Genomic DNA, 12,771 nt, shown 5'->3' with positions numbered 1-12,771 from the left:
GTGTGGGGCCAGGCGACGGGGGAGGCGACGTGGGCTTCGAGGTGCAGGTGCAGGACCTGCGGGACTCCGCGGACGCGGCGCGGGAGGCGGCGGCGGTCGTGCGGGGCACCGATGCGCCCGAGGCCCTGCGCGGGGCCCGGGCCGGGATGCCCGGGGCCGACGCGGTGCCGCTCGTCGAGGCGGTCGCCGACTCCTGGGAGGACGCCGTCCAGGAGTGGGTCCGGTCCGCGCGGCGCTACGCCCGTGGGCTCGACACCGCTGCCGACCGGTACGAGGCCGACGACGCCGCCGCCCGCCAGGCGTTCACCGGGGGGCCGGGCGGCCCGCACCGTCCCCGATGAGCGTCACCTGGGGGCAGGTCGCGCGCTGGTCGGGCGCGCCGCTGCGCGCCGCCGAGGACGCCCTGACGGCCTCGCGCACCGAGCTCCTCGGGTGCGCCGACGAGCTGCGCACGATGGCGGGGCCCGCCCGGTGGGCCGGCCCGGCCTCCGTGACGGCGGGGCGGCGCCTGCGCCGGGTCACCGACGACCTCGAGGTCGTCATCGCCGAGGTCAGCGCGGCCCGGCGAGCGGTCATCGAGGCCGGCGACGCGGTGGCCGGGGTCGAGCACGCGGTCGACGCGGCCCGCGAGTTCGCCGCGATGCACGGTCTTGTCATCGCCGGGGACGGGCGGGTCACCGACGAGGCCGGGCTCGGCATGTGCTTCGCCGACCCGCACGACGAGGAGGTCGCCCGGGAGGGGCGTCAGGTCCTCGTCGACGAGTGTGTGGCAAGGGTGGAGCAGGCGCTGCGCACGGCCGCCGACGTCGACGCCGACCTCGTCGCCGTGCTCACCGCGGTGCGCGACCACCGCGTCGCCGACGGGTCCGACGACTCCCTCGCGGACGCGGCACGGACCGGGGACGCGGCCGGGCACCTGTCCCTGCTGCCGCCCCCGACCGGTGGCAGGCCCGCCGACAACGCCGGGTGGTGGGCCTCGCTCTCGCCCGCCGACCGCGAGCGGATCCTCGAGGAACACCCGGACTGGGTGGGCGGCCTCGACGGGATCCCGATGGACGTGCGCGACGTGGCGAACCGCACGCGGCTCGAGGAGGCCGGGGACGGCCTGCGCGACCGGCTGGACGAGATCCTCGACGCGCTGGCCGCCACCCCGGGCGGGCCGTACGACGGGCGCTACCTCGCGCTCACCGCAGAGCTCGGCACCGTCCAGCAGCAGCTGGCGGCGGTCGACGCCCTCTCGACGATCCTCGAGGACGACGACCGGCACCTCCTCGTCCTGGACCTCACCGCCGGCCAGCGGCCCCAGGCCGTCGTGGCGGTCGGCGACGTCTCGAGCGCCGACCACGTCGCGGTCTTCACCCCCGGCCTCACGAGCACCGTCGAGGGGATGGGCGGGTACGTCGCCGACATGGCGCGGCTGCGCGCCGCCGCCGAGGACGAGCTCTTCCGCACCGGTGACACCGGGTCCGTCGCCACAGTCGTCTGGCTCGACTACCAGGCGCCCCAGTGGAGCTCGACGTTCTCCGGGGACTCCGTCGCGCTCGCCGGGTCGGCCCGCGACGGGGGCGCGGCGCTCGCCGACTTCTACCGGGGCCTGAACGCCTCCCGGGAGACCGACCCCGACCTCACCGCGCTCGGGCACTCCTACGGGTCCACGACGACGGGGTACGGCCTCCAGCACGAGGGGACCGGGGTGGACCGGGCGGTGTTCTTCGGGTCGCCCGGCCTCGGCACGAGCGACGTCGACGACCTGCGGCTCCCGAGCGAACGCGCCTGGTACGCCGAGGCGAAATGGGACGGGGTCGGCGACCTCGGCCGGTTCGGCCGGGACCCCTCGGCCCTCGACGGGATCGGCCACCTGCAGACCGGGGACGCCTCCGTCGACGGGCGGGACTACGCCGGGGTGTCGGGGCACTCGAGCTACCTGGAGGCGGAGTCGACGAGCCAGTACAACATGGCGACCGTCGTCGCCGGGCACCCCGAGAACGCCGTCGAGGGCAACACCGTCGGCCTGACCGACGACCCCCGGGCCTGGAGCTGGTGGCCGTCGTGGCTCGGTGGGTGACCGGCCGCCCGGCGCCGCGGCGAGGTCGTACGCTGCGCCCATGGGTGGCAGACGAGCGGGCGCCGGGTGGCGCCGCACGGTCGCGCTGGCGCTGGCGGCGCTGGCCCTCGGGGGATGTACGACGACAGGAGACACGGTGGACGCGCGGGACCAGCTGAGCACGCGGCCGAGCTTCGAGGCGGCCGAGCGGGACTATCTCGCCCTCCTCGGCGACGTCCGGGCGACGGTCGACGCCGCCAGCCCGGGCCTGCAGTGGCGGGACGACACCGCGAGCCGCAGTGACCGGGGCGTCTGCGGGGCGCCCTTCGACCGGGTCGAGGGCGCGAAGACCGGCATCTACACCTCCGGGGACGCCGTCGGCGCCATCCCGGACGAGCGCTGGCCGGAGGTCGTCGCGTCGGTCACCGACGTGCTGCGCGACCGGGGGTTCGGCGAGGTCACGGTGCTGCAGGACGAGCCCGGCTCCCACGAGATCTCGGTCGGGGACCCCGCGACCGGGGCGCGGGTCGTGCTCGGGACGAACGTCAACACGATCCTCACGCTGTACGGCGCCTGCTTCCTCGTCGAGGACGGCGGCTGACCCGCGGGGTCGCCCGCGGCTAGGCTCACGGTCATGGAGGGCTACCTCGCCGTCGCGGCCGTCGTGCTGGCCGGGGTGCTGCTCGTCACGGCGGCCATGCTCGCGCGCCGGCTCGTCGCGCCGCGCGCGGCGACCGCCACCGGCCTGGCCACCTACGAGTCGGGCGTCGACCCGGTCGGGGCCGGGTGGGCCCAGTCGCAGGTCCGCTACCTGTCCTTCGCGTTCCTCTACGTCGTCTTCGCCGTCGACGCCGTCTACCTCTTCCCGTGGGCCCTGGTGCTGCGCGACGCCGACCTCGGGGTGGCCTCGCTCGTCGAGGTGCTCGTGTTCGTCGGCATCGTCCTGCTCGGCCTCGTGCACGCCGCCCGCCGCGGGCTGCTCCGGTGGGACCTCGGATGACCGTCGACCTGCCGACGCCGCGGGTGGGCCCGCTCGCCGAGCACGCGCCCAAGCCGATCCGGGTGGTCCTCAACTGGGGCCGCCGCTACTCGCTCTGGGTGTTCAACTTCGGCCTCGCGTGCTGCGCGATCGAGTTCATCGCCACCTCGATGGGCCGGCACGACTTCATCCGGCTCGGGGTGATCCCGTTCGCGCCGGGCCCGCGCCAGGCCGACCTCATGGTCGTCTCGGGCACGGTCACCGACAAGATGGCACCGGCCATCCGGCGCCTGTACGACCAGATGCCCGAGCCGAAGTACGTCATCTCCTTCGGCGCGTGCAGCAACTCCGGCGGCCCCTACTGGGACAGCTACTCCGTCACCAAGGGCGTCGACCAGGTCATCCCCGTCGACGTCTACGTGCCGGGCTGCCCGCCGCGGCCCGAGGCGCTGCTCCAGGGGATCATCACCCTCCAGGAGAAGATCGCCGCCGAGCGGGTCTCGGGCGCCGCGATCGCCGCGCGGCGGGCCGGCCGGTTCGCGGGGCACCGGGCCGCGACGGCCACCGACGTCAGCCGCGGCCTCGTGGCGAAGCCGTGAGCCGGCGCCCCCGCGACCCGGCGCACAGCTCGGCGGCGCTGTCGACGCCGGCGCTGGCGCTGCTCGCGCTCGTCGCGTTCCTCACCGAGATCGCGCTGTTCGGCGGGGTCGGGGTCGTGGCCCACGACGTCGCGGGCGGTGGCGCCCGGGGCTGGGGGGCCGCGGTCACGGCCACCCTCCTCGCGCTGCTGCTCTGGGGGCTGTTCATGGCCCCCAAGGCCCGGCTCCGGCTCGCCCAGGGCCCCCGCACGCTCGCCGCCGTCGTGCTCGTCTACGCCGTGGCCTTCGCGCTGCTCCGCACCGACACCGTGTGGGCGTGGGTCGTCGGGGTCGCCGGGCTCGCCGTCGTCGCCGCCCAGACCGTGCTGCACCGGCCCGCGCCCGCCGACGATGCCGCCTCCTGACCCTCGCCCACCCGCATCCTCGGCAGCGTCTCGCTAGGCTGCCGGGCGTGGCGGACGAGACGCGGACGGTCCAGGCCGGTGGCTGGCACGATGCCGTCGCCGCGGGCCGTGACGAGGGCTTCGCGTTCTTCGACTGGCTGAGCGCCGTCGACCGCGCGGACGACGCCGCCGCGCCGGGTGTCGACCTCGTCTGCCACCTCTACGACATCGCCACCCCGGGGGCGCTGCGCGGGCTGCTCCTCACCACACGGGTGGCCGACGGGGAGCCGGTGGCCTCGGTCACCGACGTGTTCGCCGGGGCCGCCTGGCACGAGCGCGAGACGCACGAGATGTTCGGGGTCGAGTTCGCCGGGTTCGACGACGGCACCGGTCTCGGCGTGCGCCCCCTGCTCCTGCCCGACGGGTTCGAGGGGACGCCGCTGCGCAAGTCCTTCCAGCTCGCCGCCCGGGCCACCAAGCCCTGGCCCGGGGGCAAGGAGCCGGGCGAGGGGCACGAGTCGGCCCGTTCGCCCAGCCGGCGCCGGGTCCAGGCGGCCGGGGTGCCGCCTCCGGAGTGGGGGCCCCGATGACCCTCCTCGAGGCGTCGCTGCGAGCCGTCGCCGCGCTCGCCGCCTTCCTCGTCCTGCCCCTGCTCGTGGGCCAGGCCGAGCACAAGGTGATGGCGCACATGCAGGGGCGTCTCGGGCCGATGTACGCGGGGGGCTTCCACGGCTGGGCCCAGCTCGTCGCCGACGGGGTGAAGTTCCTCCAGAAGGAGGACATCACCCCTCGTGCCGCAGACCGGTGGGTCTTCCGGCTCGCCCCCGCGGTCGCGCTCGTGCCCTACCTCGTCGCCCTCGCGCTCGTCCCGGTACACCCGGGCCTGGCGGCCGTCGACGTGCCCGGGTCGGTCGTGCTCGTCCTCGCGGCCACCTCGGTCGGCGCCCTCGGCACCCTGATGGCGGGCTGGTCCAGCGCGAACAAGTACTCGCTCATCGGCGGCCTCCGGGCGGCCGCCCAGCTCGTGTCCTACGAGCTGCCGATCGTCCTGGCCGTCGCGTCCGTCGCGCTCGCCGGAGGGTCGCTCTCGCTCCTCGGGCTGGCCGACGCCTGGTCGCCGTGGTGGCTGCTCTGGCAGCTGCCCGGCGGGCTGGTCTTCCTCGTCGCCGCCGTCGCCGAGCTCCAGCGGCCCCCGTTCGACATGCCGATCGCCGACGCCGAGCTCGTCATGGGCGCCTGGACCGAGTACACCGGCCTGCGCTTCGCCTTCTTCCTCCTCGCCGAGTACGCGGGCATCGTCGTCATGTCGCTGCTGTTCGCCGTCCTGTGGCTCGGCGGCTGGCACGGCCCGTTCGAGGACGCCCTCGGCTGGCTGTGGACCGCCGTCAAGGGCTTCGGGGTCGCCCTCGTCGTCATCTGGGTGCGGGTCGCGTGGCCGAGGCTGCGCGAGGACCAGCTGCAGCGGCTCGCGTGGCTGTGGCTCGTGCCGCTCGCGCTGCTCCAGCTCGTGCTCACCGGTGCCGGGGTGGTGATGGGCTGGTGAGCGAGAACGAGGCGCCCGACGACCCCCGCGGCCGCGGCGGTGTGCCCGGCGTGCTCAAGGGCCTGGCCACGACCGCGCGGACCGCGCTGCGGCCCAGCCACACCGCCGAGTACCCCGACGTCGCCCCGACCCTGCCGCCGCGCAGCCGTGGCGTCATCGCGCTGCTCGAGGAGAACTGCACCTCGTGCATGCTCTGCGCCCGCGAGTGCCCCGACTGGTGCATCTACATCGACTCGCACAAGGAGACGGTGCCGGCCACCACCGAGGGTGGCCGCGACCGGCAGCGCAACGTCCTCGACCGCTTCGCCATCGACTTCTCGCTGTGCATGTACTGCGGCATCTGCATCGAGGTGTGCCCCTTCGACGCCCTGTTCTGGAGCCCCCAGTTCGAGTACGCCGAGACCGACATCCGCGACCTGCTCCACGAGAAGGACCGGCTCGGCGGGTGGATGGCGAGCGTGCCGCCGCCGCCGGCCCTGGACGAGAAGGCGGCCGAGCCCGGCGAGGTGGCCGCGGTGAACAGGCCCGCCCGAGGCGCCGGCGCCCGGGCCGCGGGGGCCGCCGCGCGGCCGCCGCGCACCGTCCGGCCCCGGGTCGTGCGGGGCGAGGAGGGCACATGACCGCCCTCGACACCGCCTTCGCCGCGTCCGGGGTGCTCGCGGTCGTCGGGGGGCTGCTCGCGGTCACGACCCGCCACGTCGTCCATGCCGCGCTCTGGCTCGTCGTCGCGCTCCTCGGGGTCGCGGGGTCGCTGCTCGTGCTCGGTGCCGAGCTCGTCGCGCTCGTCCTGGTCCTCGTGTACGTCGGCGCGGTCGTCGTCCTCGTGCTGTTCGCGCTCATGCTCACCCGTGCGCCGATCGGGCCCGACCTCGCGCACGCGGTGGGCCCGTGGCGCGCGGTCGGCGCCGGGCTGCTCGGCCTCGCCACCGCGGGGCTGCTCGCGAGCGTCCTCGTCCCGCTCGCCGACGGGTCGGTGAGCAGGGCGGAGATCTCGACCGACCAGGTCGCCGAGCAGCTGTTCGGCACCTGGGTCTGGCCCTTCGAGCTGCTGTCGCTGCTGCTCCTCGCCGCCCTCGTCGGGGCGCTCACCGTGGCCCGTCGCCCCGACCCCGGCGGGACCGCGTCGTGATCCACCTCCTCGGGCCGTACCTCCTGGCGTCCGCGCTCGTCGGGCTGGGCGTGGCCGGGATCGCGGCCCGCCGCAACGCGGTGCTCCTCCTCGTCGGGATCGAGCTCGTGCTCAGCGGGTCGCTCGTCCTCCTCGTCGCCACGCAGGCCGCCGGAGCCGACCGGTGGGCGGCCGGCAGCGTGCTGCCGCTCTTCGTCATCACCATCGCCGCCGCCGAGGTGGTCGTCGCCCTCGCCGTCGTCCTCCTCGTCTTCCGGCTCCGCGGCACCATCGACCTCGACGCCCCCAGCGCCCGCGAGGACGTGTCGTGACGCCCTGGCTCCTCGTCGGCCTGCCGGTCGCCGCGGCGGTCCTCGGGGTGGCCCTGCGGCGCAACGACCTGCTCGCCCGGGCGGTCGCCGTGGGCCTGGGAGCCGCCACGCTGCTCGTCGCGGTCCTCGCCTGGGCACTGGCCGACGGGTCCGCCGTCAGCGCCGGACCGGGGCTGCGTGCCGGGGAGCTCGCCGTCCCGCTCGACCTCGTCCTCGACCCGACCCGCGGGGCGCTCGCGGCCGTCGTCGCGCTCGTGGCGCTCGCCGTCCAGGTGTACTCGACGTGGTACCTCGAGACCGACGACCGCTACGGCCAGTTCGCCGCGACCGTCTCGCTGTTCACCGGCGCGATGCTCCTCGTCGTCGTCTCGGCAGACCTCCTCCTCACCGTCGTCGGCTGGGAGGTCATGGGCTGGTGCTCCTACCTCCTCATCGGGCACTGGTCCCGCCGCGCCGCCGCGCGGCGGGCCGCGCTCAAGGCCTTCCTCGTCACCCGCGTCGCGGACATCGGGTTCGTGCTGGGCATCATCGGCCTCGCCGCCGGCGCCGGCTCGACGTCCCTGTCGGCGGTGCTGGCGCCCTGGCGCCGGCCGACCGCGTGCATCGACGCCGCCCTCGCCGACGGCGCCCTCGCCGGTGAGGCGCTGACCGCGTGCGGGGCCCCCGACGGGGCGCTGCGGGCCACCCTCCTCGTGCTCGTCGTCGTCGGGATCCTCGGCAAGTCCGCGCAGGTCCCGTTCCAGGACTGGCTCGCCGACGCGATGGAGGGCCCGACCCCGGCCAGCGCGCTGATCCACGCGGCGACGATGGTGGCGGCGGGCACGGTCGTGCTCGCCGCGCTGTTCCCGGTGTTCGCCGACAGCCCGGCGGCGCGGTGGTTCCTCGGGGTGGCCGTCGCGGTGACGATGCTGCTCGCGGCGCTGCTGGCGTTCGCGCAGACCGACCTCAAGCGGATGCTCGCCTGGTCCACGGTCAGCCAGGTCGCCGTCATGCTCTCGGCCGTCGCCGCGGCCCCACCCGCGGACGGCGCCGACGCCGGCCTGCTCCACCTGTGGTCGCACGCGCTCTTCAAGTCGCTGCTCTTCCTCGCGATCGGGTGGGCGGCGCTCGCCGCGGGCGGCACGGCGGCCATGGCGCTGCGCGGATCCGCCGCGGCCGCACCGGTGCTGCGCACCGGCTTCCTCGTCGGGTTCCTCTCGCTGGCCGGGGTGCCGCTCGTCGTCGTCGGCGGCCTGTCCAAGGAGCACGTCCTCGTGACGGCCTGGGACGGAGCGGTGCAGGCCGACGGGCCCGGCGTGCTCGTCCTCGTCGCCCTCGTCCTCACCGCCGCCGTGACCGCCGCGTACAGCACCCGCGGCTACCTCGTGCTCACGGCACACGTGCGGCAGCAGCCCACCGCGACGGGGGTCCCGGCGGTCGTGCACGGCGTGCTCTGGGTGCTCGTCCTGCTCACCGTCTTCGGCAGCCTCGTCGTGCTCACCGGCAGCTTCGCCGTCCACCAGGTGTCCGCCCTGTGGATGCTCCTGTCCGTGCTCGTCATCGGCGTCGGTGTCGCCGTGGCGCTGCGCGGAGGGTTCGACCGCGACCCGGCCCAGGTGCTCGCCCGCCGGTTCGTCCCGGTCGCCGACGCCGGGCTCGGCGTCGACCTCCTGTACCGGCGCGTCGTCGCGACCCCGGTCCTGCGGCTCGCCCGGCTCGTCGCGTTCGTCGACACCGAGGTGGTCGACGCCTACGTCCGAGGGAGCGCGGTCGCCACCCGCGCCGCGGGCTGGGCCGGGGCCCGCCTGCACCGGGCGGAGCGTCCGAGCGCCGCCGTCGGCCTCGTCCTCACCGGGGTCGTCCTCCTCGGCGCGCTGGGGGTGCTCGCATGGTCATGAGCCTGCTCCTCGCGCTGCCGGGGGCGGTCGGGCTGTGGCTCGTCACCGGCGGGCGCGGCCTGCCCGTCCGCCCGGCCCGCTGGGTGGCCGCCGCCACCGCCGCGGCGACGCTGGTGCTGGCGGTCGTCGTCGTCGCCCTGGGATCCTCGGTGGACCGGCCATGGCTGCCCGAGCTGGGGATGCGGTGGTCCTTCGGCCTCGACGGCATCTCGGTGCCCCTCGTCCTGCTCACCGCCACCATCGGGCTCCTCGTGGCGGCCCACGCATGGGCCGAGATGCCCACCGGCGGGTCGCCGGCGACCTTCCTCGGCTGCCTGCTCCTCGTCGAGGCCGGCGCGCTCGCGACGTTCGCGGCCCGGGACGCGGTGCTGTTCTTCGTCGCCTTCGAGGTGGTCCTCGTCCCGATGTGGCTGCTCGTCGGCCGGTACGGGGACGACCACGACCCGCGGGCCCGCGCCGACGCCGCGCATCGCTTCGTCCTGTACACCGCCGTCGGTTCCACGACGATGCTGCTCGGCATCCTCCTGCTCCTCGCCCGGGCCGGCACCTCGGACCTGCGCGCGCTCGCGGACGGCGCGGGCGGGGCGCTGGGCGGCGGGACCCAGCTGGCCGTCGCGGCGCTGCTCGTGCTGGGGCTCGCCGTCAAGGTGCCGGTCTTCCCGTTCCACACCTGGCTCCCGCCGGCCCACACGACGGCGCCGACCGCCGGGTCGGTGCTGCTCGCCGCGGTGCTGCTCAAGATGGGGACCTACGGCCTCGTCCGGCTGCCCGTCGCGACCGTGCCGGACGGGTTCACTCGGCTCGCTCCCGTGCTCGCGGTCGCCGGCACGGTCGGCATCGTCTGGGGCGCTCTGGTGTGTCTCGTCGAGCGGGACCTCAAGCGGCTCATCGCGTACTCGTCGGTGGCCCACATGGGGTTCGTCGTCCTCGCCCTCGCCAGCGGGTCCGAGACCGGGCTGCAGGCCGCGCTGTACGCCAACGTCGCCCACGGAGCCGTCTCGGCGCTGCTCTTCGTCGTCGTCGGCGGGCTGAAGCAGCGGTGGGGGAGCGTCGACCTCACCGTTCCGCGACCCGCGCTGCGCGAGACCTCGCCCCGGCTCGGCTTCGTCCTCCTGCTCGGCCTCGCCGCGAGCCTCGGGCTGCCCGGGCTCGCCGGGTTCTGGGGGGAGTTCCTCGCCGTCTACGCGGCGTGGGACCCCGCGCCCGAGCGGTCGCGGGCCCTGTTCGTCGCGTGCGCGGTCGCGGCCGCAGTCGGCGCCGCCCTCGCGGCGGCCTACGCCCTCCGGGTGGCCGGGATCGTCTGGGCCGGGGACCGCCCCGACCCCGAGGTGGCGACGACCCCGGACACCTCGGGCGTCGAGCGCGTGGTCCTCGGAGTCCTCGCCGTGGCGGTCGTCGGCCTCGGCGTCGCCCCGATGGTGCTGCTCGGGACCACGGCCGACGCCGTCGCCAGGATCGGGGGTGGCCCGTGAGCGACCTCGTGACCATCGACTGGCCGGTCCTCGCCCCGGCCCTGGCCCCGGCCGCGGGGGTCGTCGTCGTCCTCGTCGGCGACGCCGCCCTGCCGCGCCGCGGCGGTGGCCGGTGGGCGCTGCCGGTTGCCGCCGTCGTCCTGCTCCTGGGGGCGCTGGCCGCGGCCGCGGCCGCAGTGGGTGCCGGTGCCCAAACCCTGCGCACGCTGTGCCTTCCCGCACCGGACGGGGCCTGTCTGTGGACCGCCGGGCCGCGCACCTCGACGCTCCAGGCCGGCATCCTGCTCGCCGCCGCGGCCGCTCTCGCGCTCCTCCACGACGGTCGGCCCCGGCCTCGCGACAGGGCCGTCTCGGCGACGTTGCTCCTCGCGGCGACGACCGGAGGGGTGGCCGTCGCCGCCGCGTCCGACCTCGGCTCGTGGCTCGTGGCGCTGGAGCTGGCGACCGTCCCCGCCGTCGCGCTCGTCGCACTGCGAGGCAGCAGGGCCGCGGCCCACGGCGCGCTGACCCTGCTCGTCACCTCCCTCGTCTCCTTCGCCCTGCTCGTCCTCGGCGCCGCGCTGTGGCTCACGGCCACCGGCGACGCGACGTTCTCGGCCGACACGGTGGCCCTCGCCTGGGCGGACCCGCAGCGGCGGGCCGTGCTGGTCCTCGCCGTGACGCTGCTCGTCGCGGGCCTGGGGTTCAAGCTCTCGCTCGTGCCGTTCCACGCGTGGACCCCGCAGGCGTACGCGACCACCGACCTCGGGACGGCGGTGTTCCTCGCCGCGGCGTCCAAGCTCGCCGCGGTCGCGGCCCTGCTCGTCCCGGTCGCGGCGATCGTCGGGGCCGGGCTCGACGCTCCCGCCCTCGTCGTCCTGCTCGGGGTGCCCGCGGTCGCCTCGCTGGGCCTCGGCACTGTCGTGGCGCTGCGGCAGACCGACCCGGTCCGGCTGCTCGCGTGGTCGACGATCGCCCAGGCCGGCTGGATCGTCGTGCCGCTGACCGCCCTGGACGCCCCGGCGCTGCGGGCCGCCGCCGCCTACGCGCTCGTCTACGCGGCTGCGACGACCGTCGCCTTCGCCGCGGTCGCCCGCACCGGCGCGCGCACCCTCGAGGACCACCGCGGCCTGCTCCGCCGCGACCCGCTCGCCGGGGGCGCGCTGGGGCTGGCGCTGCTCGTCCTGGCAGGGCTGCCGCCCGGGGTCGTGGGCCTCGTCGTCAAGGTGCTCGCCCTGGCCCCGCCGGTGAACGCGGGGGTGTGGCCCGTCGTCGCCGCGGGGGTCGTGGCGGTCGTCGTCGGCATCGCGGTCTACCTGCGCTGGTTCACGGTGCTGCTCAGCGGGTCCGGCGACCGGCCGGCAGCCTCCCCGGCCGGTCCGGTGGTCTCGCAGCGCGCCACGCGGGTCGTCCTCGTGGTGGGCAGCGCCGGTCTGGTCCTGGCGAGCGCCCTACCGACGCTCCTGCTCGACCTGCTGTCCTGAGGACGACCCGCCGGGGTGGTCAGTGCCGCGCCGTCCCGGCACCGACGAGCATCTCGCACGGACCGGTGAAGCCGCCCGGCCCCTCGAAGGCCGTCAGCGCCCGGGTGACCTCGCCCCAGACGTCGTCGCGCTCGGTGGCGTCCAGCCCGCGCATCATCTGGTGCAGCGCCCCGAAGGACTCCTGCTGGAACCGGACGCACTCCTGCGCCGAGGCGAGCCGCACCGGCGAGGGCACGGTGCGGACCTCGACGTCCTCGAAGCCGGCCGACGCCAGCGCGTCCGCGAGAACCCCCGGGCCGCCGAGCGAGAACGGGCCGGGCAGCCCGGGGCCGGGTGCCGGCAGGCCGGCGCGGGCGCGGATGATGCGCACCGGGACCGAGAAGAACTCGTTCGCCTCCGGGGTGGAGTACACGACCGCGGCGAAGCGCCCGCCGTCACGCAGCGCGTGGTGCGCCCCGCGCAGCGCCGCCGCGCGGTCCGGGAAGTAGATGAGCCCGACCCGCGAGAGGGCCGCGTCGAAGGTGCCGGCCGGCAGGGTGTCGGTCGCCTCCCCGTCGAGCTCCAGGACCTCCACCTGCCCCAGTCCCTCCCGGGCCGCGTCCTGCGCACAGCGCCGCAGCAGCTCGGGGGCGATGTCGGTGGCCAGGACCCGCCCCGAGGGGCCGACCCGTCGAGCCGCCCGGAGGCTCTGCTCGCCGGCGCCGGCGGCGATGTCGAGGACCTGGCCGCCGGGCGCCAGCCCTGCGAGGTCGAACATCGTCTCGGTCGCCTCGTGCAGCCAGTCGCCCACGAAGCCGCCCCACCGGTGCCACGCGTCGGCGGCGTCCTGCCACTGCTCGCGGGTCGTGGTCTTGAAGGCCGCGGGGTCGAAGGTCGTCGTCGTCATGGTGTCCTCCTCGTCGTGCCGGCCGGGATGGCCTGCTGAGGACGATGCTGGAGCGGGGCGAACCCCCCGACTAGTCCTCGTTGTG

15 protein-coding genes are annotated in these 12,771 nt (G+C 76.0%); 14 read left to right on the top strand and 1 reads right to left on the bottom strand.

Going from position 1 to position 12,771, the window contains the following annotated elements:
- Window positions 1-29: 29 nt before the first annotated feature.
- Genes Q0963_RS12790 through Q0963_RS12725 form a run of 14 tightly spaced genes read left to right on the top strand, consistent with a single transcriptional unit; the run spans window position 30 to window position 11,800 of the window.
- Window positions 30-341 (top strand): hypothetical protein, encoded by a 312-nt coding sequence (locus Q0963_RS12790; protein ID WP_299446432.1) that lies wholly within the window; start codon window positions 30-32, stop codon window positions 339-341.
- Complete coding sequence (locus Q0963_RS12785) at window positions 338-2,065, top strand: alpha/beta hydrolase (RefSeq protein ID WP_299446429.1); 1,728 nt, start codon at window positions 338-340, stop codon at window positions 2,063-2,065. The genes Q0963_RS12790 and Q0963_RS12785 overlap by 4 nt, the downstream gene beginning before the upstream one ends.
- Before the next feature lie 40 nt (window positions 2,066-2,105).
- Window positions 2,106-2,645, top strand: coding sequence for an LppA family lipoprotein (locus Q0963_RS12780; protein ID WP_299446426.1), 540 nt, complete (start codon window positions 2,106-2,108; stop codon window positions 2,643-2,645).
- A 33-nt stretch (window positions 2,646-2,678) separates the two neighbouring features.
- The gene (gene ndhC / locus Q0963_RS12775; protein ID WP_299446423.1) at window positions 2,679-3,044 is read left to right on the top strand and encodes an NADH-quinone oxidoreductase subunit A; all 366 of its coding nucleotides are present in this window, start codon (window positions 2,679-2,681) and stop codon (window positions 3,042-3,044) included.
- The gene (locus Q0963_RS12770; protein WP_299446421.1) at window positions 3,041-3,622 is read left to right on the top strand and encodes an NADH-quinone oxidoreductase subunit B; all 582 of its coding nucleotides are present in this window, start codon (window positions 3,041-3,043) and stop codon (window positions 3,620-3,622) included. The genes ndhC and Q0963_RS12770 overlap by 4 nt, the downstream gene beginning before the upstream one ends.
- The gene (locus Q0963_RS12765) at window positions 3,619-4,026 is read left to right on the top strand and encodes a DUF2568 domain-containing protein (protein WP_299446418.1); all 408 of its coding nucleotides are present in this window, start codon (window positions 3,619-3,621) and stop codon (window positions 4,024-4,026) included. The genes Q0963_RS12770 and Q0963_RS12765 overlap by 4 nt, the downstream gene beginning before the upstream one ends.
- A gap of 47 nt (window positions 4,027-4,073) precedes the next feature.
- Window positions 4,074-4,595 carry an NADH-quinone oxidoreductase subunit C gene (locus tag Q0963_RS12760; protein ID WP_299446416.1) on the top strand — a complete coding sequence of 174 codons (522 nt, stop codon included), beginning with the start codon at window positions 4,074-4,076 and terminating at the stop codon, window positions 4,593-4,595.
- The gene (locus Q0963_RS12755; RefSeq protein ID WP_299446414.1) at window positions 4,592-5,548 is read left to right on the top strand and encodes a complex I subunit 1 family protein; all 957 of its coding nucleotides are present in this window, start codon (window positions 4,592-4,594) and stop codon (window positions 5,546-5,548) included. Before Q0963_RS12760 ends, Q0963_RS12755 begins: the two co-directional genes overlap by 4 nt.
- Window positions 5,545-6,168, top strand: coding sequence for an NADH-quinone oxidoreductase subunit I (locus Q0963_RS12750; protein ID WP_299446411.1), 624 nt, complete (start codon window positions 5,545-5,547; stop codon window positions 6,166-6,168). Before Q0963_RS12755 ends, Q0963_RS12750 begins: the two co-directional genes overlap by 4 nt.
- A complete protein-coding gene (locus Q0963_RS12745; RefSeq protein ID WP_299446408.1) occupies window positions 6,165-6,677 on the top strand; it encodes an NADH-quinone oxidoreductase subunit J in 513 nt (170 codons plus the stop codon). The genes Q0963_RS12750 and Q0963_RS12745 overlap by 4 nt, the downstream gene beginning before the upstream one ends.
- Window positions 6,674-6,988, top strand: a complete 315-nt coding sequence (gene nuoK, locus Q0963_RS12740; RefSeq protein WP_299446405.1) for an NADH-quinone oxidoreductase subunit NuoK — start codon at window positions 6,674-6,676, stop codon at window positions 6,986-6,988. Before Q0963_RS12745 ends, nuoK begins: the two co-directional genes overlap by 4 nt.
- A complete protein-coding gene (locus tag Q0963_RS12735) occupies window positions 6,985-8,865 on the top strand; it encodes an NADH-quinone oxidoreductase subunit L (RefSeq protein WP_299446402.1) in 1,881 nt (626 codons plus the stop codon). Before nuoK ends, Q0963_RS12735 begins: the two co-directional genes overlap by 4 nt.
- Window positions 8,862-10,337, top strand: coding sequence for a NuoM family protein (locus Q0963_RS12730; protein WP_299446399.1), 1,476 nt, complete (start codon window positions 8,862-8,864; stop codon window positions 10,335-10,337). Before Q0963_RS12735 ends, Q0963_RS12730 begins: the two co-directional genes overlap by 4 nt.
- Window positions 10,334-11,800 (top strand): proton-conducting transporter membrane subunit, encoded by a 1,467-nt coding sequence (locus tag Q0963_RS12725; protein WP_299446397.1) that lies wholly within the window; start codon window positions 10,334-10,336, stop codon window positions 11,798-11,800. Before Q0963_RS12730 ends, Q0963_RS12725 begins: the two co-directional genes overlap by 4 nt.
- Before the next feature lie 19 nt (window positions 11,801-11,819).
- On the opposite strand, the gene Q0963_RS12720 is transcribed toward Q0963_RS12725, so the two are convergent.
- Complete coding sequence (locus Q0963_RS12720; protein ID WP_299446395.1) at window positions 11,820-12,686, bottom strand: class I SAM-dependent methyltransferase; 867 nt, start codon at window positions 12,684-12,686, stop codon at window positions 11,820-11,822.
- Window positions 12,687-12,771 lie beyond the last annotated feature (85 nt).

The organism is uncultured Phycicoccus sp. (assembly GCF_947495705.1).
In the GTDB taxonomy this organism is placed as follows: Bacteria; Actinomycetota; Actinomycetes; order Actinomycetales; family Dermatophilaceae; genus Phycicoccus.
This window is presented reverse-complemented; position numbering and strand designations above follow the sequence as displayed.